The following is a 19,922-nucleotide window of genomic DNA, read 5'->3' on the forward strand; positions in this document are numbered from 1 at the left end:
CCAAGTTATTTTTTTATCATTACTAAATTAAAAAACAATGAAACAATTTGATATATTCTTCGATAATGACAATAAACTGTATCAAGTAAGAACCAAAACAGATACAACAACCATAGAATTTACAGATTCCGAAAAAGAACTGATTTTTAAAGACTTGATCAGATTGTACGATACACGGGATAAAATATCTTTTTCAACAATCCAAAAACTATTAAATAAGGCTGACTATAACAAACTTTTGGATGTAGTAAAAGAGTTACAAGAATGTGGAATTCTAGATGAACTGAATTTCGAAGCAGAAGGTGCCACTGTTATTTCTGATATATATAATGAAGTCAATCACAAACCGGTTTCAGAAATGAAGATTGCTTATATTGGCAATACAGATTTTGGCAACCAAGTGAAAGAGAAATCATCCGAATATAACATAGAACATTTTGTTATCTACTCAATAGATGAATTGTCGGATGAAACAATTGAGTCAATCCTCTGTAACAGCGATTTTATCATTGTTGATTCTTTGACTTGGAATCCGTACAAAATGCACATTATCAACGAGAAGGCATTGAAACACAGCAAACCATGGTTATTGATTGAAGGACTGACTTTCTCTGGAAAATTCAGTATTGGGCCGATTTTCCACGGCAAATACACAGGATGTTATGATTGTTACAAAAATAGAATAAGGAGCAATGACGAATTCATCAACTTCAATGACTCTTACGTTAAATACCTTGAAACAGAGAAAGCATCAGCAAAACCAGACTTGAATATCCAACCGGTAGTAAAGGATATGGCTTCCGCTATTGTAATTGCAGATATGCTGAAGTTTCTTTATGCCTGGTATCCCCCGGAAACTTGGAAGTGTTGTATATTGATAAATCCGTCCAATTATGAAGTAGAAAAGCATACTTTTATAAAAGCTCCGATTTGTCATGTATGTAAACCAGCATTGGATTATAATCCGGCTCCGTGGCTCGAATCAGTAACTCTTTAACATAAAAAAACAATGGATGCAGTCAACAACTCTCTGATTAAAGGTACAATGCTGATTTCCAATCAGTTTGGAATCGTAAATCATGTATCCAAATTACCCAGGCTCAATTACGATCCTAAACTTGTAAGCTTTGGTATTTGGCCCAGCAACACTCTGGCTTTCGGAGCAGAAAAGTATGAAGGAAGAAGTAGCGGATGTAACTTTGATCTGCAAAAGTCATTTATGGGAACTTTAGGTGAAACGGTAGAAAGGTATTGCCCCGTATTCTACAATAAAGAGAATATGATCCTAAGTTCTTATAAAAATCTAAAAGTACACGCTATACCGCCCTCGGAATATGCCTTGTTCCATGAGAAGCAATATGCCCAGGAAAATTATCCTCTCCATCGGTTCGACGAGAATATCGAATTACATTGGGATAAATGCATGGATATTACTAATGGGAAAGAAACCTGGGTTCCCGGAGCATGCATCTATCTTCCCTGGTCATGTGAAAAGCAATGGATAAATGTAAGTACATCAACAGGCTTGGCAGCACATACGAATTGGGACAAGGCTTTGCTGGTTGCATTACATGAAGTCATTGAAAGAGATTCGTTTTCTCTCACTTGGTGGCAGAAAATAAGCGCTCCAAAAATTATTATAGACGAGGATATCAGCCATTTTATCCATGAGCGTTTTCCAGCAAGCTACGAGTGGCATTTTATGGATATAACTTACGATTTAGGTATTCCGACAGTTTATGGTATCTGTTTCGGTGAAGCCGAATATGGTAAATTTGTAGCCGTAGGCACTGCGACAAGAGACACCTATGGCGAAGCATTGAAGAAAGTTATTCTCGAAATGGGGCAAAGCGTCAGCTATTTCAGATATTTGTTAGGAGAGAAAAAGAATTGGCAGCCTTCTGAAAACTTTCATACATTACTGGATTTCGAAGACCATTCTATACTATATATAAAAAAACCAGAACTGTGCGAGGTCTTCAAAATCTGGACGGAAACAAAGCCGACCAGAAAGATTGATTTTCTTGAAGAGTCTGCACGCTCAACCAAAGAGAACATCCGGCACATTACCAGCGTACTGAAGTCCAAAGGTTACAATGTATTAGTAAAAGACATCACGACTCCTGATGTAAATCAGGCAGGCTTCTATTGTCTGAGGGTTATCGTTCCTCAATTAATACAAATGGGTGGTGCGTATTCCTTTTATTTCCTGGGCGGAAAAAGACTATATACGATACCGCAGGAACTAGGCTACAAATGCTATCCTTTTGAAGAATTAAATGTATATCCACATCCATTCCCTTAATAATATGAAAACAATAAAATCAAAAGCATTAATAGCAAGCTTAGATTCAGGACTATATGGAGCTAAAAATTTTGGTGAATCGTTGGCTTTGATTTTTAACGAGAATGTGAAATTTGATAAGTTTCTGATTCGCAAACAAGTTGAAAGTATCCAAAGTTTCTCCAATAAATACGTCCACCAACGCTCGTGCCAACCGTATAAAGTGTTTCCCACCAGCAAAGAGTATGATTTGAAACCTTATCTCAAAGAGATGCCTGGTAGTGAAAAAACCAATCTATTCAATATCCTTGCTAAGCGCCGTTCCGGAAGAGCCTATTCTCCTTACTCCATTTCGCTCAACGAGCTGGCGCTACTCTGCCATTATAGCTATGGAATTAGCGGAGAAGACTTTAATAAAGAATCAGAAGCTACGTTACGATTCAGAACGGTTCCATCTGCAGGTGCCTTATATCCACTTGAATTATACGTATATTTGAATACAAGTGTATTGCCTAAAGGAATTTACCATTATAGCCCCAATAAGTCAGTTCTCGAATTCATCAAAGAAGAAGATTATATGGAATATTTAAGAGAAAATCTCGTAGCAGAACCTTTCGTGGATTTGCAACATTGTAGTTGCGTGTTCTTCATCACGTCCTTCTTTGAGAGAGTACTTATCAAATATGGCGACAGAGGCTACCGATTTATACTTCAGGAAGTTGGATTTTTAACTCAGAACATCTCGTTACTCGCCGAATTTCTCGAACTTGGCTCTTGCGTTCTGGGAAGCTACGTTGATGACAACATCAACCAGATCCTCTCTGCTGACGGAACCTTTGAAACTGTGCAAAATGTGATTGTAATTGGAAAAAACAAGGAGGTTCAAGATGACAATGTTACAAGCAAATAATATTTCTTTTTCGATTCAGGGTACTTCCATCCTGCGCAATGTATCGCTGGAAGTTAATCCTGGAGAAATTGTAGCTCTATTAGGACAGAACGGTTCCGGAAAGACAACATTCATTGAGTTGTTGTGTAATATGATGAAATGTTCATCCGGCAATTTCGCATTTTTCGGAAAAGGCAACTTCGACCAGAACAAACAGAATATTGGTGTGCTTTGGGATAATCCGGTTATTTTCCCCATGTTAAAAGTCAAAGAAATAATCGGATTCACTCGAAGAATCTATAACATATCGGAATTGCCACGAGACATCTACGATTTCCTTGAATTAGATAAGATAAAGAATAGGTTCTTTTATCAACTTTCAAAAGGGGAAAGAAAAAGGGTTGCCATTTTTTTGTCCGTATTACATAACCCGTCATTGTTGATTCTGGATGAACCGACCGCCGATCTCGATCCGATGATAAGGGAGGTTATCTGGAGGAATATTTTCAAAAGCAAAAACCGGGGTGTCCTGTTCACGACACATCTTTGGGAAGAAGCCGGAAAATATGCAACCAAAATCTATTTTATCTACGAAGGGAAAATTATCTCGAAAGCATTGAGCCCGCAGGAATTGATAAATGAGTCGGCATATCAGCAAAAGATTGTCATCTCTAAAGAACTGTCCGGCACTGATCCTTTTGAAAATGATGAAAATGTATTGGTCATCCCAGATGATAAATTCCTCAAAATATACTTGAAGAGAGAAGATACCAAAACATTACAAAAGGTTCAGACCCGAACCTACAATTTTTCACTTATGCCTGTTGAGTTAGAGGATATATATCAAATTTTAGTAATGATAAAAAAATAACTTGGTATTTTTTTCTCTCTCTCCATGAAACCATATAGTTCCATTTCTGGAGTTTTTCATCAATTGAATACACTGCTCAAGACCGATGCCTCGGCTCCGAAAATGTACCAAGTTATTTTTTAATCATTACTTAACAAAATCAGAAAGATGAAAGTACTCATAGCTTCAATCTATTATCAATTGCTTTCTTCCATGAGAATCAAGCAAGCCGTATTTTTTACGGTGATATTTCCGGCATTTATTTTCCTTATATTTTCCAGTATATGGGGAATCAACAACAAAGAATATTGTGTATTCTTGCTGACGGGAATTTGCGCTATGACCATAGCCAGTGACGGATTATTCGCTATTGGCGGGGTTATCAAACAGTATTACACATCAGGAGTCATGAAGTTCATAAAAGTAATGCCTTACAACATCATTACTCATATTATCAGTTTGGTATTCAGCCGGATGATTTACATCCTGTTTTCTTTTGTAATACTGTTTATATTAGGTAGAGCCATATTTGGCGTGACATTAAACGTGCCGCAATACCTTTCCATACTGTCAGGATCAATATTGGGATTAATAGAGTTTTCTTTCTTGGGCTTACTGCTCTCTTTCACCAACATGAAAGCTGAAAGCGAAAAAGGATTAATCAACATCATCTATTTTGGACTGATATTTTTAAGTGACACATTTTATCCGATGACAGAAATAAATCCCGTATTCGAAGGCATTGTGGAATTCTCCCCGATTACGCCCGTGTTGAAAGTTCTCAGAGGTGATTATACCTATACATTGTATTTGGCTTTGTGGGCCGCGGCTTTCATGATAGCTTTCTATTTTTGTTTCAAAAGATTTCAAGTAAAAAGGAGTAAACAATGATCACATTTATAATTACTTTCATTATCCTGATGATGCTCCACGAACTGGCTCATGTATTGACAGCAAAGGCCGTAAATATGAAAATAGACAAAATAGGGGGCACTTGGAAACCTCTGCCTCATATTTATGTTTCTGTCATCAACGCACAAGTGTCTAATAAAAAGAATTTTTTATTCCTGATAAGCGGCAATGCTATGACATGGTTCTTATTCGTTATGCTAATGATTTACGGAAGTATGTTCAAAGTCCCTTATCCGGTTTATATGGCATTCGCCACTCAACTGATTTTCGAAACGAATCCATTCTTCTCGGATTACACAAAATTATTTTGCTATTACAAATACATGAAATGGTTAAAATTACAACTCAAAGTAGGTAACAAATTAACTTACAAAGAAATAGAGGCTAACCGTTCATTTATTATTCAAAAATATATGTATAGCAATATATGGTATTTGCAGTTCGTAGGCTGGGTATTTGTGGTGATTGCTCTATTATCACCTCACCTTTTACCTTCTATCATCCTGTGAATTGACATATATCTTTAATTTATCAACTCGTTAAAAAGAAAAAATATGAAAAAGTTTATCGTTTTGTTTGTTACTTTCTTTGCCATTGCAACTATCACTACAAGTACGCATGCAACCGGTATGAACCGTAATTCTTCTGTCGGAACTCCAGAGAATATATTAAATGGCATCCAAGACAAAATCGAGACAGCCATGAACAACTGTTTCGCCCGGAATTCCGTTTCTCCTCTTGACAGTATTTCCCAAAAGCTAAATAAACTGAAAAGTCAAAATAACATCGTACTTTATTGGAAATCTTACGTCAATTATTATAAAAGCGTCTTTTATGCAAAGCTGGGAGATAAAGACAAAAGCAAAAAAGCTATCAAAGAGGCATATATAACTCTGGAAAAAATGAATAACAAGAACTCGGAAGATTATGCATTGCTGGCTCTGACCCAAAGTTTTTATATACAATTCACTTCAGGAATGGCCGCCGGAGTCCTTTCATCTAAAATCACAAGAAATGCAGAGAAAGCTTTGAAGCTTGATTCAACGAATCTGAGAGGATGGTACGTTCTGGGCAGCAATGATTTCTATACACCCGCGAGTTTCGGTGGTGGGAAAAAAGTGGAGTATTATTTGAAAAAAGCTATTTCAACAGTGCCTAAAAGCATAAAAAACCCATATCTGCCTACTTGGGGAAGAGAATATGCTTTCGAACTATTAATCCGATATTACATCCAGAACAAAAAAATGAACGAAGCCAGGAAATATGTACAAATGGCGGAAAAAGAATACCCGAACAGTTACTTTATTGGTGAGTACAAAAAAATAATCAATAAATAAACCCTCCACCTACATAGGTAAGATAAAATCAAACGATTTATAAATAGCTAAATATCCGATCGAACATGAGAATAGACTTCCATTTATTCAGTTTGTTTCTCCTGTTTTTAATCAGGTCATCATATATATATGCGCAGGATGCGAATATACAGGGAAAAATAACAGATAAGAAAGGTGAACCTATATTGGCGGCCAATGTCTATCTGAAAAAAGAACCTGATAAGGGAACCATTTCTGATATAAATGGATATTTTATTCTCCGGTGTCAAAGCCATAGTTTCAACAATGATACGTTGATCATCTCTTTTTTAGGTCTGAAAACCAAAATCATTCCAACAGTGCACTTAGATACAAGCAAAGAGATATCAATCGTTATGGAAGAAGATCAACAGATGCTTGTAGAAGTAGTGATTATGGCTAATCCATCTTTATCAAGAGAATTCTCAATAAAAGAAGTTTCTAAATTTGATATTTATAATACCCCTTCTTCTGCCGGTGACGCATTGAAAATGGTCACTGTCCTTCCTGCATCCACCAATGTATCAGAAAGTGCCAATGTCGAATTGAGAGGAAGTGCCGGCGATATGTCAAGAGTGATGTTAAATGAAGTACCGGTATATAAACCCGTACGCAATTCCCAGATAAATGGAATCGGAAATTTCAGTCTGTTCAATACAGAAATGATAGAAGAGCAAAACGTCTATGCCAGTAATCCCCCATTGGTCTACAGCAATGCAACTGCGGGCCTGGTAGAGATAGGCACAATAAAGAAGTTGTCAGCAAGCGAAACGGCTCTCTCTCTATCACTTGCAAATATCGGTTTCCTCCACTCTCAGCCCATTAATAAAAAAAGTTTTCTTCAGATATATGGAAATTATCAATTTTCTAAACCTTATTTATGGGTCAATGCAAATAATAAGGATATTAATAAATTTTCATCAGAAGATACCGGTTTGAATTTTCATACAGAATTAACCAAAAGGTTAAGCATCAATCTTTATTCCTATTTTATTAATGAAAAGTATCTGGCTAATGATTATTCTTATACTTTTTCAGGGACAGTGGATGCAGGTAAAAGACGAAATTTCAATATTCTGAATTTCAAATACAAATTGGGCAAAGGATTTATCTCAATAAACAATGGCACAGACTTTTCAAACGAGGACTTTAAATTTGGCAATATTTTATCCAAGCAAAAGAACTGCTATGTATACAGTAACTTCGATTTCAAATATTATTTCACTCCGTCATGGAATTTACAATCCGGTTTTTCACATGAATATACCAAGCAAAATTACCGGAGCCGGTTTCCAAAGTATTATTTTGCGGTAAAACCTGAAAACCCAAGTTATTATTTTGAAAACAGTATATCAAACAACAACCTCGAATTTTATCTGTATAACAGAGTGCAGATCTTTAACGAATTAACTTTAGGTGTAGGAATCAGAAAAAATATACCTGTCAAGGAACAATCCGGATATTGGTCTTATCAAACGAACATAAAATATTCATTCAATAATTATAATTCTATATTGGCCTCTTTAGGGAAGTATAACGGATATGCAACCCCATATTACAACACACAGGAGTTTTCCTCCATATCAACGAGGCAGTATTCATTGGAGTATTCATTTTCGAGAAATGATTTCAATCTCCGGTTGGCTACATATCATAAGAAAGAAAATCTGAAGGAAAACTTTTCTGAAACAGATACTTCCGAAAGATTATTAAGAAAAATATGGGGAGCGGAAATCAGTATGAGTAAGAAATACGAAAATTTGACAGGTTCACTTGCATACACTTATCTCTATTCCAAATTCAGAAATGGGGGCAAATGGTATAACTCGTACAACCGGATGGACTATTTAATAAAAGCGTTTATTTCTTACTATCATAAGAAAGCAGGCACTGTCTCACTGTCTTGCTTAACCCGGCCCGGGCTTTATTATAGCCCGATAATAAATGCCGAGATAAATGAAACAGGGGCATACAAACCTTTATATGGCGATTATAATGTGAAACAATATTCAGGATATTGCAGCGTTGACTTCTCTTACAACAAAGTGCTGACCTTAAAATCATCCAATTTAATATTCTTTCTGACTGTCAACAACATCTTTGACATCAAGAATGAAAGCGCCATAATGTTCAGCGAAGACTATTCTACGATAACAGGATACAGACACTATAACAGACGTTCCATCTACACGGGAATGCAACTTCGTTTTTAAAACCATTTAGTAATGATAAAAAAATAACTTGGTATTTTTTTCTCTCTCTCCATGAAACCATATAGTTCCATTTCTGGAGTTTTTCATCAATTGAATACACTGCTCAAGACCGATGCCTCGGCTCCGAAAATGTACCAAGTTATTTTTTAATCATTACTTAGTAACGTTTAAAAAATAACTTGGTATTTTTTGTCTCTCCATGAAACCTTGTAGTTCCATTTCGGTAGCTCTTCATCAAAGGTAATATGCCGTTGACAGACATCATCATAATTGCTATCCACACAACGAGAAGTGTCGTACTTCTTTCTGTTGATGTTGGTGAAGACACAAAGGCCGGATTTCGTTCTGGCCTCTGCGGCAAGTTCGCATGCCTGCTCAACGCTCTCGAAGGAAATACCACTCCATACTCTGGTGATTTGAGAGAAAAGCCTGTGTTCAATGGGGTTCCACTTCGACGTGTACGGGGGATAGTGCGCCACTATTATGTCAATATGGAGGTCTTCGGAAAGTTTGATCAGCTCTTGCTTGAAAAGCCTGCTGGAACTGCTGTTGGAACCTCCACCGTCACAGAGCAACATGATGGCAGTTGCATGTGGATAGATGTCTTGGAGCACACGATACCAGTAGTACTTGAAGTTGTCGCAGAAGAACCCGGCTGTGTCATGGCTTATTCCGAAGCTCATGTATCCAGTATTCTTTTGAACATCGTAGATGCCATAGGGAATGATTTTGCCGCTTGCAAAGGAGGGGAAGTCATGGTCCCTGCATCGCGGCGACCTGTCGCAGTATACCTGTCCGCCTCTTCTGAATGGGCCGACCAACTCTTTCTTCTTCGTGTCTATACTGAAGACGGGTATGTGATTTTCTTCACACATGCTTCTCATTGCGGAGATTTTCTCGAACTGTTCGTTTCTTTTATTGCACTCTGCCATCGAGGTACACTTCTTCGGAGTGCGTTTCTTGAATCCCTCTTTGGATATGATTTGTTTGAGGGTGTGATAGCTTATGCTTATTCCGTAATCCACCTCCATCTTGTCTCTTATGATGCCAGGCGAATAGAAAAGCATGCGTACGCTCTCATCTTGCGGCAAGCCGCCTATGGCATCTTCCGTAATCTCCCGGAAGATGTCGATATACTCGGGATGAACACTGAGAATACTCTTTCTGCCTCCACCTTTCTTCCTTATGTGTCCGGCAGCAATTGTGTCCCCGCTCTCAAGCTCGTGAATACCTCTATACACTGTATTTCTGGTGACATGATATGTTTTGCAGACCAGACTCACGCCGTGCGTTCCAAGTTCCATCGCCTTGTGGGCACAGAACAACCTGCGTTGGCGTTCGTCCAGATTGGCGACTTCTGGGAAACTCCCTGATTTGTCGCACTCGCTATGTCTTCTCTTGTATGCTTCCACCTGCGCCCTGCGCAAGGGCAAAGATACAAAAAATAAACGACAACAAAGAATTAAACAACAACGTATATCATTACGTATCAGTTAATTAAACCTTAATTCCGCAACACTATTATAAATTAAACTTTTTAAGTACCTGAGCAACAAAAAGTTGCTCAGGATTTTGCCATGTCAGAATTTTCACTTATCTTAGTGTTGCAAAAAAAAACAAGAGAATCCAACGATAGACATGGCGAAGATACAAATTAAATCTGAGAGACTCACTCCTTTTGGGGGATTATTTTCAATCATGGAGCAATTTGACTCCACATTATCATCTGTCATCGACTCAACCCTCGGTCTAAGGTGTAGATCGTTCGGTTATCAGTACAGCGAAATCATCCGTTCTCTCATGAGTATCTACTTCTGTGGCGGTTCATGTATTGAGGATGTCACTACTCATTTGATGAACCACCTCTCACTTCATCCGACACTTCGCACTTGTAGCTCTGATACTATCCTCAGGGCGATAAAGGAGTTGACGCAAGAAAACATTTCATACACATCAGATATGGGCAAGACCTACGATTTCAATACGGCTGACACTCTCAATACTTTATTGCTCAATTGTATATTTGCATCTGGCCAACTGAAAGAGGGTGAGATGTATGATGTTGATTTCGACCATCAGTTCATAGAGACAGAGAAGTATGATGCAAAGCCTACATACAAGAAGTTCCTTGGTTATCGCCCTGGCGTGGCGGTTATTGGCGATTTGATAGTCGGTATAGAGAATAGCGATGGTAACACAAATGTTCGTTTCCATCAGAAGGACACGCTGAAGAGGTTCTTTGAGAGATTTGAACAGAATGGGCTCATTATCAATCGCTTCAGAGCTGATTGTGGATCATGTTCCGAGGAAATCGTGGAGGAAATAGAAAAACACTGCAAGTCCTTCTATATCCGTGCTAACCGCTGCAGTTCGATCTACAATGACACCTTTGCTCTCAAAGGCTGGAAAACTGAAGAAATCAATGGCATTGAGTTTGAATTGAACTCTATCCTTGTTGAGAAGTGGAAAGGTAAGGCATATCGACTTGTGATTCAAAGACAGAAACGGATGGATGGTGTGCAGGATTTTTGGGAAGGAGAATACACATACCGTTGTATCCTGACTAACGACTATGATTCTTCCGTAAGAGAAATTGTCGAGTTCTATAACCCTCGTGGAGAAAAGGAACGTATCTTCGATGATATGAACAATGGTTTCGGGTGGGACAGATTGCCCAAATCCTTCATGGCAGAGAACACAGTGTTCCTTCTTCTTACAGCACTTATCCGTAACTTTTACAAGGCCATTATTCAAAGACTTGACGTAAAGAAGTTCGGACTCAATGTAACAAGTCGCATAAAAGCGTTTGTCTTCAGGTTTATCTCTGTACCAGCCAAGTGGATCAAGACATCAAGGCGGTATGTGCTGAATATCTATACCTGTAATTATGCTTACGCAGATGTTTTCCAGACTGATTTTGGATAGTGCCTACAACTTATGGGAATGATATTGTGTATTGCCTCAAGTCACATTGTGGGGTAAGGGGATATTGTAGGCAGAAGTGGGTGCTTCAAGTTCAAATTATCTGCAAATTCAGTAATGAGAGGACGTGTAAACGCAATAAGAACCTTCAAGGGCTTAGTTGCGGATTTGAGGTTAAATAAAATATATGAGAACTGCTAATATCGAATTGAATACATTGTTCAATGCCGATGTCTTTGGCCTGAAAATGTACCAAGTTATTTTTTAATCATTACTTAATTGACAGTAACAAACATATTACACTAGGAATTTGTATGTTAACGTATTCAACAAGAAAACAAATAGGGAACGCCTTGGTTAAGTTATCTGGGGTTGACTATCATTTTGAATTGAGAAACGATAAATGGGTGCAAACCAATAATTCACATTTAACTAATATGGAAAAAGTTATTATTGGGCAAAGTGCAAATGGTAAAAGCATAGCGAACATCGCAGAGTATCTCTCTGTTTCGATAACTACAATCAAGACTCACAGAACAAACATATTCAAAAAACTTGGAGTTAGCAATATTACTGAGGCCATACAATATGTAGAGGATTATAATCTAATTTGAGTACTATCTCCAAAATATCGTATCAGGCAAAAGTTGATATCGAAAAGTGGTTTTGTTGGATTTTCTACTGAAGATATACGGATTGAAATGTCTAGTAATTACAAGTAACTATTTGATTATTAATATTGTTTTATGTCCTTTGTCGCTGAATAGCTACTTGCAATATACCTGTTACCGAGACCTCTGCAAAACTATTTTTAGAAGAAAAACTATGATTGATTATCAGTAAGTTATATTCACTTTATTCTTCTTTTTACGGACTTTTGCAGAGGTTTCGTTACCTCTTATAATTCTCCTCCAACATTTTTTCCAAATCCGACTCCTTATAAAGTATCTTCCCTGCAAACTGTGTGTAAGGAATAATCCTCCTGTCCCGATAGTCCTGCAAGGTGCGAGGGCTGATATACAGCCTCTCGCATACTTCCTTACCTGTAAGGAAGTGCTCATCGCCAAATAGCGGCTTGTGTGTCTGTGCCACTTCCTTAATTCTCTTGCTTACTCCGCTGATAGCTGACAGCACCACCTGCATATCGTCCGCCTCTATATTCAAATCTCTTACCTGTTCCATAATCTTCGTGTCTATTTGTTGATTTTAGTTTTTCCCGTTTCAGCTTTCTCCGTTTTTGTTTGGAGCAACTGTTCCACGTCCTCACGCTTGTAGTAGCACTTATGCCCGATTTGGGCAAAGGGCAACACACCCGTATCACGGTAGTGCTGCAAGGTGCGCTTGCTGATATTAAGCAGCCTGCACACATCACCGTTGTGCAGCCAATCGGTGTGCCTGCTTCGTTCCCCGAATGCCTTGTGGCAGGTCTCGGCAAGGCTGAGAATCTCGTTCCTCAGCTTTGCCCAGTTTGAATCCGTAATGATAAAATATCCCATAGTTTTATTATTGTTTTGTTTGTATTTCTGTCTTATTGGTTTAATAAAACCTTTGTCCGTCTTGCGTTTCACCGCATATTTCTGCCTGCAAAAGTAGAGAGTGTTTGCCATACTTCAAAGCACGAGGGAACAGTAGGGAAATAGAGGGAAAAACATGGAAATGGCAAAAGGATTGTCGCTCTCTTTCTTTGTCTCTTTACTCCATTTTATCATATCCTTTTAGCCGACGCAATACGATGCGTATTGTAGCAAATTAGCACCTGCCTTTCTTGCATCCTTTACACACTTGTCCTCTTGTTTTGGGCTTAAATCCATACTTTCCAACAGTTTCTTGTCAAAAATCTGTGAGAAATTCATAGCCAATGTACGCAACATTATGCAAGCACTCTCCGAATGCTTGGCACTTTCTTGTTCTCTTCATAACTTCACTCTTGGAAACCAAACCAAGCATATAATGAAGAAGAATGCAGATAAAGGTAAATCGGAGGGAGGAAACAATATGTCCAAGCAAAAGAAGACTTCCTCAAAAAACGGTGAGATAGAAACCTATCTGTCCTCTCGCTATGAGTTCAGATACAACACTGTATTGGGAAGAACCGAATACCGAAGCAAGAACGATGCTCATTTCTCAAAAGTGGGTCGCTATGAAATCAACACGCTCCGCAGGGAGATAGACAACGACATCGGGATTATCACATCTTCTGATAATCTCTATTCCATCATCGAGAGCAGTTTCTCTCCACGCATCAACCCCATACAGGAGTATTTCAAAAAGTTGTCTGCAACGGATATAGGCAGCAGTAACCCTGATTGTGGAAATAAAGTTTCCCTTTCACTGAAAGCCATTCCCGACTTGGCAAGTTGCGTTGTCGTGCGCAACTCCGACAAATGGCTGCCGTACCTCACCAAGTGGCTCGTGGCAGTGGTTGCCAACGCAATGGACGACCGTGAGTGCCGTAACCATACCTGCCTCGTACTCACAGGCGAGCAGGGCAAGTTCAAGACCACGTTCCTTGACCTGCTCTGTCCCCCAGCACTGCACGGTTACAGTTACACAGGAAAAATATATCCGCAGGAAAAGGACACACTCACTTATATCGGTCAGAACCTTATCGTAAACATAGACGACCAGCTAAAAGCCCTCAATAAGCGGGATGAGAACGAGCTGAAAAACCTCATCACCTGTCCGATGGTCAAGTACCGTATGCCGTATGACAAGTACGTGGAGGAGCATCCCCACTTGGCAAGCTTTGTGGCATCAGTGAACGGCAATGACTTTCTTACAGACCCGACAGGCAGCAGAAGGTTCCTGCCCTTTGAAGTACTTTCCATAGACATAGAGAAAGCCAAGCGTATTTCAATGGACAATGTCTATGCTGAAGCCAAAGCCCTGCTAAAGTCAGGTTTCCGCTATTGGTTTGATGATGAAGAGATTGCCGAACTATACAGGGAGAGTGAGGACTTTCAGGTACAGACCGCTGAGATGGAACTCTTGCTGCGTTGCTTCGAGAAACCAGCGGAGGACGAAAACTATTCGTTAATGACCACTACGGAGATACTCACCTATTTGGGTATTTATACCCACCAGCCACTTGTTGCCAAACGTATGGGCGAAGCCTTGAAGAAAGCAGAATATATAAAGGTGAGCAAACGAAGAAACGGTGGTAGCCCCATCTATGTCTACAAGATTAGGAAAATCTTGCCCTGCCCGCTCCTTCAAACTTGTAGTAGTCAAATGTAGTAGAATGTGTAGTATTGTCTTATACTACAAAGTAATACTGATTATCAATCACTTATCACAAAATAATATGTAGTAAGAAGAAAGATGAAAAAGTTTGGAGGGGAAAAACTTTGGAAACGGTAAAACCATAAAACAGACAAGCATAAATAATTATCATTCAACCCATTAAAGTATCAAAACAATGAAAAAAGAAGATTTATCACTAATCAAACGATATTCCATCGTGGAATATCTCGAAAGGAAAGGCATTAGGCCTGTCCGTAAAACATCTACCTATGTCATGTATCGCTCACCACTCAGGGAGGAAACTCATCCGAGTTTCAAGGTGGACACGGAAAAGAACCTTTGGATAGACTATGCCGAAGGCAGGGGCGGAAGTATCATCGACCTTTGTATACGCTTGGAAGGCTGCACGCTCTCGGAAGCCATCTGCCGTTTGGGGCAGAACGCTTTAGAGCATACAGCGTACTGCTCCTGTTCTTCAAAGAGAGAAACATCTATCAGTCCAAATCAAAGAAAGGATATAACAGCAAGCGGAACAAGGAGACTGACAAGCATCTCAGACACCTTGCCGCCGCACCTGCAGGAGTATCTCAAAAAGGAACGCTGTATTGATTTAGAAAAGGCAACACCCTTTCTCAAATGTATCAGCTACGAGGTAAGGGAAAGAAGATATGAAGCCATCGGCTTTGCCAATTCTTCAGGTGGTTATGAACTACGGGACAATCATTTGTTTAAGGGAACGATTGCCCCGAAAGACATCACCCCTATATTTGAGGACAAGGCACAACCTGTCTGTCTGTTCGAGGGCTTTATGGATTTTCTTTCTTTCCTTTCAATGAAAGAGGAAGTAACCAACCAATGCCTTGTGATGAATTCCGTGAGTAATGTTGTAAGAAGTATTCACTACCTGAATAAAAGAAATATAACCTCTGTTCGTGCTTTTCTTGATAATGACGATGCAGGTCGAAAAGCTGTGCAGGAATTTGTAAACACAGGTTTTAAGGTAGAAGATATGGCAGTGTATTATAGAGACTTCAAAGACCTCAACGAGTTTCATGTCAGTCGTGTCCGTGAGCAACAGAAAAAGTTGGAGAAAACTCCCAATACAAGCAACAAAAGAAAACAAGTCAAACTTAAAATAAGATAGAGGTATGGAAAAGAAAACAGTCAGCAAAGAGGAAATGGAAAATACCATCAGGAAATCTTTCAGTATGAGCCAAGCTGAAAGTTCAAGTGAACAAACCGTCGCTGAATTTCGAGCAAAGGGAATGAAAAATATTCAAGAGCAAAAACAACAAGGAACAGAACATGTCATAAAGTATGTTACGCCAGCCGAGCCTGCACAGCATACAGAGCATGCAACCGTTCAAAAACGCATCAGTGCCAAGATGAGAAAAGAGACACTCGACGCATACAAGCAGGCGTTCCTCGTTCCGACAAAGCTAAGTGAGAGAAAGGCGGTTTACCTGAGCAGGGAGACGCAGGAACGTGCCGACTTCATCGTTCGCAGGTTGGGTGACAGGGGTAGCAATCTTTCAAGTTTCGTGGAGAACATCGTGCGCATCCATTTGGGGGAATACGGTGAGGATGTAGAGAAATGGAGAAAACTGTGAACCGCAAGAAAATGGTCGAGGGGTTTCAGAAAAAGGAACACCTCTTTCACTCAAAACCCTCGACACTTTTCAGAGAGTAAGGCAACGAACTTTTGCTAAAAACACTGAATGGTGGGAACGCTACGAACGCAGTTAGATACTGAATGCACGGCATTCGCTTTTAATAACCAAAACGCTTTATGCGTAAACGTTTCGTTAGCTGACATTGCAAGACGTCAGTTTGTACCCACAAACTGCTCTTGCTCCCCTCGTTCGATTGTCGGGGAGATAAGACCGTAATCACTCCGTTCTCATCGGTCAGTATTCAGGAATTAAGAAACAATGAATCATCTACAATGATTAACTTTCTAAGAAACTTATATGAAAAGATACAAAGGAAAAGCTGCCCGATGGCAGCAACAGGATAAGGAAGAACAGCGGATGAACAAAACGGAGTTCATCAAGGTAAGATGCACCTTAGAAGAGAAGCAGCGTATCAAGTCAAAAGCGGAAAGTGCAGGGCGGAAGTTCTCAGATTACTGCCGTGAGATACTCCTTAACGGAGAAGTAACAGCCGTTCCCAAGATGACAGACAATGAGAGGGAAGCCATTGCCATTCTCCATCATACAGGAAAGTTCTATGGACAGGTATCCAATCTCATCAAGGTCAAGGACGAAAGGTGGGTACTCATCACAAAGAACCTATCACTATGTGCAAAAGAAGCATTTAAGCGGTTTTACGACCCTCATTTTCGTGTGGAAGATGAGGTATATAAGGTCTTAAATCTAACAAGAAATGATAGGAAAATGTAAGGCGATAGCGCACGGCAGCACGGCTTTAGACTATATCTTCAGAGAGGGCAAGCTTGGCTATCGACTTGCCTTCCACAATCTTTGCAGCAGGGAGCCAAAGGCTATCTATGAGGAAATGAAAGTGGTCAGCGATTACAACAGTCGTTGCAGGAACAAGTTTCTCCGTATCGAAATAGGCATCGCACCGCAGGACGAGAAAAAGCTGTCTGTGTCCGAACTCATGTGGATAACCCATTTATTTGCCAAGCAAATGGGACTTGACAACCACCAATGGGTGGCGGTAACGCACAAGGATACCGACAACAGACACATTCACATCATTGCCAACCGCATCAGTTTGTACGGAGAGGTCTATGATACTACTTTTGTGAGCAATAGGGCAGCAAGGGTGGCGGAAGAAATCAGCAGGGAGAAACACTTGACCATCGCAAAGGAGGTCAAGGCGAAAAAGCAGCATCAGGAGCCAAAAGCCAGTCCAATAAGAGAGCAGACAAAACAGCAGGTACAGCAAATCTGCTATGCCCTGCTTGACAAGTACAAAGGTATGGGTATTACTGGGCATTCCATGTTCCTTTACGAGTTGAACAAGAACGGCATCGCGATAGAGCGCATGAAGAACAAGCAGGGCAAGGTCTATGGCTTGAAGTTCTCATACGCAGGACAATCATTCAAGGCATCCGAAATCGGCAGGGAGTTCGGCTACCGTTCCCTGCAGAAAAACTTTGAACCAACCAACAGGGAAGAGCCAAGGAAACCACACCAAACAATACAGGAGGCAACAGAAAAGAACGAACGCCCTGATACCGGTTATCAACTCGTACCTCCAAGCCGCTCCTCAATTTCACGAGACAATGACACACCACAAGTGCAGAATCCTATTAGTACAGTGGCAGACACCATTGTTAGTGCAGCCGATGAAGTTGTGGAAGGATTAGGCGATTTGATTACACCATCCACACAGGGCAATGACTATGCTGAAACAGCGTGGCAGCGCAAGCTCAGGAACCAAGCCAACAGAAAGAAAAAACGTGGAAGAGGATTATAACTCACGCCTGAACAAAATGCAGAAAGAAGAATATCTCATCAAGAACGCTTGTTATTCGGTAACAAAGTATTATCTTTGCAAACAGAATAACAAGCGTTCTTTGTTAGGCAGAAAACAGCGAAACCAAGTAACTCGCTCGTTTCTAAATCGTTACCAGTTTAGTTCTACTAACAAGGTAACTTCTTTATTTTCAACAAGTTGTATTTTAAGAATTATCTTGCAAGCCAAAAAGGCGTTAATTCGAATGCAATTAAGCCTTAATAAAAATCGAGTAGACGAAAAATACTTACAAAGAGGATTGCTAACAATTGAACTATTAACCTCCAAGATCTCTAAAAAACCTACTTTAAAAGATACTGTTTTCTCGACTCTATAATATCTTCCATGTTCTCACTCGCCCATGAAAGGAGGTTGTCGATAAGCGGTAGTAGACTTTTCCCTTTCTCCGTAAGCGAATATTCAACGCGGGGAGGTATCTCTGGAAAGACTTCCCGATGAATAAGTCCATCACCCTCCAACATCTTCAGCGTTGCAGTCAGCATCTTTTGAGAAATATCGGGTATATTACGTTGCAGTTCCTTAAAGCGTTGGCAATCGTTGTTCTCCAACGTGAAAAGCACCAACATCGACCACTTGTCCCCTACTCTTGATAGTACATTTCTTATAGGGCAGTTAGGATAGAGGGCATCTCTGACTTCGTTTCTATTCATACTTATAAGCTCTTTAAGTCATATTACTGCACAAAAGTAACTATTATAAGCTAAGGCTCGCATCTTTTAGTGTTAAACTATGTAAAACAAGTACCCTTTAAATGCTTTATTATCAGCATTACTTACCTCAAGGTAACTGGCTGACATTTGCGTGCCTACTTGCAGAACAGACTGAAAGTCAATACCTTTGCATCATCAAAACAAACAAAACAATAAAACAAAAAGAATTATGAAAACAGTTGAAACGATCAAGAATGGTAAGAACTTCACAGCAGTAAACGTAGGTAAGCTCAGCGATATCAAGGACTATGTGCTCCCATTCGGAGAGATAGAGATTCCGGGTAAGGTATTCGTTGGTCAGGCATTACAGACGACAGGTAGCGAACTTTCATTCCAGACACTCGTTCCCGGACAAGATAGTGGTTTCCTTCACACACACAAGACACACGAGGAACTTTACTTTATCCTCAAAGGTGAAGGTGAGTATCAGGTTGATGGCGAGGTCTTCCCAGTGACTGAAGGTAGTATTATTCGCGTTGCTCCAGAAGGTAAGCGTGCGCTGAAGAATACTGGTAATGACGAGATGTTAATGCTCTGCATCCAGTATAAGGCAAACAGCTTTGCTGAGAATGATGCACCTGCTGGCGATGGTGTGATACTGAATGAAGAACTGAAATGGTAATTGACCCACTATTCCCTACGTGTCCGATACGTAATATCCTCTCACGGATATGCGTGGCGGACACGCTTTGCCTTATCCAAACACTCGGTAAGAAAGGCAGAGCAACTTACGAAGAGTTAAGGTATGACCTGCCCGACTCTCCCCTATCCGCCTCGCTAAATATATTAAAAGAAGATCGGATTATTGTTGAAAGCGACAAACAATACGTCCTTTCAAACATTGGGAAAGAACTCTTTCCACTCGTCTCAACCCTCATCGCTTGGTGTGAGAGGAATGTTTCCCCATCTCTAAGGCAATAGTTCTAACAAGGTGTAACATTGTATTTAGTGACATTTCAGGCTTCTACAAAACGAAAAGGAGTGAAAGAAAATATCGTTTCTTCCACTCCTTTTTTCTTATATAAATATAGTCTATT

At 39.8% G+C, this 19,922-nt stretch carries 20 protein-coding genes and 1 pseudogene; 17 read left to right on the plus strand and 4 right to left on the minus strand.

Translation table 11 applies throughout. The features are described from left to right. Positions 1–37: 37 nt before the first annotated feature. From J4856_RS04925 to J4856_RS04960, 8 genes are all read left to right on the plus strand, one after another. Complete coding sequence (locus tag J4856_RS04925) at positions 38–997, plus strand: TOMM precursor leader peptide-binding protein (protein ID WP_008449695.1); 960 nt, start codon at positions 38–40, stop codon at positions 995–997. Positions 998–1,009: 12 nt separating this feature from the next. Beyond that, on the plus strand, positions 1,010–2,305 hold the full coding sequence (locus tag J4856_RS04930) for a YcaO-like family protein (protein WP_009012965.1): 1,296 nt from the start codon (positions 1,010–1,012) through the stop codon (positions 2,303–2,305). Positions 2,306–2,309: 4 nt separating this feature from the next. Further along, entirely contained in the window at positions 2,310–3,194 is an 885-nt protein-coding gene (locus J4856_RS04935; protein WP_009012966.1) for a SagB/ThcOx family dehydrogenase, read from the plus strand. Then, the gene (locus J4856_RS04940; protein ID WP_232214123.1) at positions 3,178–4,044 is read left to right on the plus strand and encodes an ABC transporter ATP-binding protein; all 867 of its coding nucleotides are present in this window, start codon (positions 3,178–3,180) and stop codon (positions 4,042–4,044) included. The genes J4856_RS04935 and J4856_RS04940 overlap by 17 nt, the downstream gene beginning before the upstream one ends. Before the next feature lie 147 nt (positions 4,045–4,191). After that, entirely contained in the window at positions 4,192–4,914 is a 723-nt protein-coding gene (locus tag J4856_RS04945; RefSeq protein ID WP_008449671.1) for an ABC transporter permease, read from the plus strand. 77 nt (positions 4,915–4,991) lie between these two features. Further along, a complete protein-coding gene (locus tag J4856_RS04950) occupies positions 4,992–5,444 on the plus strand; it encodes a hypothetical protein (protein WP_230586368.1) in 453 nt (150 codons plus the stop codon). A 45-nt stretch (positions 5,445–5,489) separates the two neighbouring features. Then, positions 5,490–6,272: a tetratricopeptide repeat protein gene (locus J4856_RS04955; RefSeq protein WP_008449717.1), complete on the plus strand. Its 783-nt coding sequence runs from the start codon at positions 5,490–5,492 to the stop codon at positions 6,270–6,272. A 65-nt stretch (positions 6,273–6,337) separates the two neighbouring features. Next, positions 6,338–8,503: a TonB-dependent receptor gene (locus J4856_RS04960; protein ID WP_009012969.1), complete on the plus strand. Its 2,166-nt coding sequence runs from the start codon at positions 6,338–6,340 to the stop codon at positions 8,501–8,503. 167 nt (positions 8,504–8,670) lie between these two features. On the opposite strand, the gene J4856_RS04965 is transcribed toward J4856_RS04960, so the two are convergent. After that, entirely contained in the window at positions 8,671–9,807 is a 1,137-nt protein-coding gene (locus J4856_RS04965) for an ISAzo13 family transposase (protein WP_008449745.1), read from the minus strand. 334 nt (positions 9,808–10,141) lie between these two features. On the opposite strand from J4856_RS04965, the gene J4856_RS04970 reads away from it, so the two are divergent. The 3 genes and pseudogenes from J4856_RS04970 (at position 10,142) to J4856_RS13170 (ending at position 12,039) form a co-directional block, all read left to right on the plus strand. Next, positions 10,142–11,428 (plus strand): IS1380-like element ISBf12 family transposase, encoded by a 1,287-nt coding sequence (locus J4856_RS04970; RefSeq protein WP_008449762.1) that lies wholly within the window; start codon positions 10,142–10,144, stop codon positions 11,426–11,428. A gap of 12 nt (positions 11,429–11,440) precedes the next feature. Beyond that, positions 11,441–11,626, plus strand: a pseudogene (locus tag J4856_RS13165) (hypothetical protein). A gap of 236 nt (positions 11,627–11,862) precedes the next feature. Further along, positions 11,863–12,039, plus strand: coding sequence for a response regulator transcription factor (locus tag J4856_RS13170; protein ID WP_009435960.1), 177 nt, complete (start codon positions 11,863–11,865; stop codon positions 12,037–12,039). Positions 12,040–12,316: 277 nt separating this feature from the next. Here the strand turns inward: J4856_RS13170 and J4856_RS04980 are convergent, their stop codons facing one another. Both J4856_RS04980 and J4856_RS04985 read right to left on the minus strand, forming a co-directional pair. Then, positions 12,317–12,607: a helix-turn-helix domain-containing protein gene (locus J4856_RS04980; protein WP_008449754.1), complete on the minus strand. Its 291-nt coding sequence runs from the start codon at positions 12,605–12,607 to the stop codon at positions 12,317–12,319. Between the two features lie 11 nt (positions 12,608–12,618). Next, positions 12,619–12,921, minus strand: coding sequence for a helix-turn-helix domain-containing protein (locus tag J4856_RS04985; RefSeq protein WP_008449658.1), 303 nt, complete (start codon positions 12,919–12,921; stop codon positions 12,619–12,621). Between the two features lie 376 nt (positions 12,922–13,297). Between J4856_RS04985 and J4856_RS04990 the strand changes: the two genes are divergently transcribed. From J4856_RS04990 to J4856_RS05010, 5 genes are all read left to right on the plus strand, one after another. Next, positions 13,298–14,662 (plus strand): virulence-associated E family protein, encoded by a 1,365-nt coding sequence (locus J4856_RS04990; protein WP_009435903.1) that lies wholly within the window; start codon positions 13,298–13,300, stop codon positions 14,660–14,662. Positions 14,663–14,843: 181 nt separating this feature from the next. Next, on the plus strand, positions 14,844–15,812 hold the full coding sequence (locus J4856_RS04995) for a toprim domain-containing protein (protein ID WP_009012342.1): 969 nt from the start codon (positions 14,844–14,846) through the stop codon (positions 15,810–15,812). A gap of 4 nt (positions 15,813–15,816) precedes the next feature. Next, complete coding sequence (locus tag J4856_RS05000; protein WP_008449678.1) at positions 15,817–16,278, plus strand: DUF3408 domain-containing protein; 462 nt, start codon at positions 15,817–15,819, stop codon at positions 16,276–16,278. Between the two features lie 360 nt (positions 16,279–16,638). After that, positions 16,639–17,070, plus strand: coding sequence for a plasmid mobilization protein (locus J4856_RS05005; protein ID WP_008449726.1), 432 nt, complete (start codon positions 16,639–16,641; stop codon positions 17,068–17,070). Then, complete coding sequence (locus tag J4856_RS05010) at positions 17,054–18,115, plus strand: relaxase/mobilization nuclease domain-containing protein (protein WP_008449737.1); 1,062 nt, start codon at positions 17,054–17,056, stop codon at positions 18,113–18,115. Before J4856_RS05005 ends, J4856_RS05010 begins: the two co-directional genes overlap by 17 nt. Positions 18,116–18,456: 341 nt before the next feature. Here the strand turns inward: J4856_RS05010 and J4856_RS05015 are convergent, their stop codons facing one another. Next, complete coding sequence (locus J4856_RS05015) at positions 18,457–18,825, minus strand: winged helix-turn-helix transcriptional regulator (protein ID WP_004359338.1); 369 nt, start codon at positions 18,823–18,825, stop codon at positions 18,457–18,459. A gap of 229 nt (positions 18,826–19,054) precedes the next feature. Between J4856_RS05015 and J4856_RS05020 the strand changes: the two genes are divergently transcribed. Then, positions 19,055–19,507 carry a cupin domain-containing protein gene (locus J4856_RS05020; protein ID WP_025839662.1) on the plus strand — a complete coding sequence of 151 codons (453 nt, stop codon included), beginning with the start codon at positions 19,055–19,057 and terminating at the stop codon, positions 19,505–19,507. Positions 19,508–19,922 lie beyond the last annotated feature (415 nt).

Origin of the sequence: Prevotella scopos JCM 17725 (assembly GCF_018127785.1) — a bacterium.
In the GTDB taxonomy this organism is placed as follows: Bacteria; Bacteroidota; Bacteroidia; order Bacteroidales; family Bacteroidaceae; genus Prevotella; species Prevotella scopos.

Excerpts from the sequence above, each read along its gene's own strand:
- J4856_RS04985 (WP_008449658.1), bottom strand. The coding sequence starts at position 12,921 with ATGGGATATTTTATCATTACGGATTCAAACTGGGCAAAGCTGAGGAAC.
- J4856_RS04945 (WP_008449671.1), top strand. The coding sequence starts at position 4,192 with ATGAAAGTACTCATAGCTTCAATCTATTATCAATTGCTTTCTTCCATG.
- J4856_RS05005 (WP_008449726.1), top strand. The coding sequence starts at position 16,639 with ATGAAAAGATACAAAGGAAAAGCTGCCCGATGGCAGCAACAGGATAAG.
- J4856_RS04925 (WP_008449695.1), top strand. The coding sequence starts at position 38 with ATGAAACAATTTGATATATTCTTCGATAATGACAATAAACTGTATCAA.
- J4856_RS13170 (WP_009435960.1), top strand. The coding sequence starts at position 11,863 with ATGGAAAAAGTTATTATTGGGCAAAGTGCAAATGGTAAAAGCATAGCG.
- J4856_RS04955 (WP_008449717.1), top strand. The coding sequence starts at position 5,490 with ATGAAAAAGTTTATCGTTTTGTTTGTTACTTTCTTTGCCATTGCAACT.
- J4856_RS04950 (WP_230586368.1), top strand. The coding sequence starts at position 4,992 with ATGAAAATAGACAAAATAGGGGGCACTTGGAAACCTCTGCCTCATATT.
- J4856_RS05015 (WP_004359338.1), bottom strand. The coding sequence starts at position 18,825 with ATGAATAGAAACGAAGTCAGAGATGCCCTCTATCCTAACTGCCCTATA.
- J4856_RS04990 (WP_009435903.1), top strand. The coding sequence starts at position 13,298 with ATGCAAGCACTCTCCGAATGCTTGGCACTTTCTTGTTCTCTTCATAAC.
- J4856_RS04995 (WP_009012342.1), top strand. The coding sequence starts at position 14,844 with ATGAAAAAAGAAGATTTATCACTAATCAAACGATATTCCATCGTGGAA.
- J4856_RS04935 (WP_009012966.1), top strand. The coding sequence starts at position 2,310 with ATGAAAACAATAAAATCAAAAGCATTAATAGCAAGCTTAGATTCAGGA.
- J4856_RS04970 (WP_008449762.1), top strand. The coding sequence starts at position 10,142 with ATGGCGAAGATACAAATTAAATCTGAGAGACTCACTCCTTTTGGGGGA.
- J4856_RS04930 (WP_009012965.1), top strand. The coding sequence starts at position 1,010 with ATGGATGCAGTCAACAACTCTCTGATTAAAGGTACAATGCTGATTTCC.
- J4856_RS05020 (WP_025839662.1), top strand. The coding sequence starts at position 19,055 with ATGAAAACAGTTGAAACGATCAAGAATGGTAAGAACTTCACAGCAGTA.
- J4856_RS04940 (WP_232214123.1), top strand. The coding sequence starts at position 3,178 with ATGTTACAAGCAAATAATATTTCTTTTTCGATTCAGGGTACTTCCATC.
- J4856_RS04960 (WP_009012969.1), top strand. The coding sequence starts at position 6,338 with ATGAGAATAGACTTCCATTTATTCAGTTTGTTTCTCCTGTTTTTAATC.
- J4856_RS05010 (WP_008449737.1), top strand. The coding sequence starts at position 17,054 with ATGATAGGAAAATGTAAGGCGATAGCGCACGGCAGCACGGCTTTAGAC.
- J4856_RS04965 (WP_008449745.1), bottom strand. The coding sequence starts at position 9,807 with ATGGAACTTGGAACGCACGGCGTGAGTCTGGTCTGCAAAACATATCAT.
- J4856_RS04980 (WP_008449754.1), bottom strand. The coding sequence starts at position 12,607 with ATGGAACAGGTAAGAGATTTGAATATAGAGGCGGACGATATGCAGGTG.
- J4856_RS05000 (WP_008449678.1), top strand. The coding sequence starts at position 15,817 with ATGGAAAAGAAAACAGTCAGCAAAGAGGAAATGGAAAATACCATCAGG.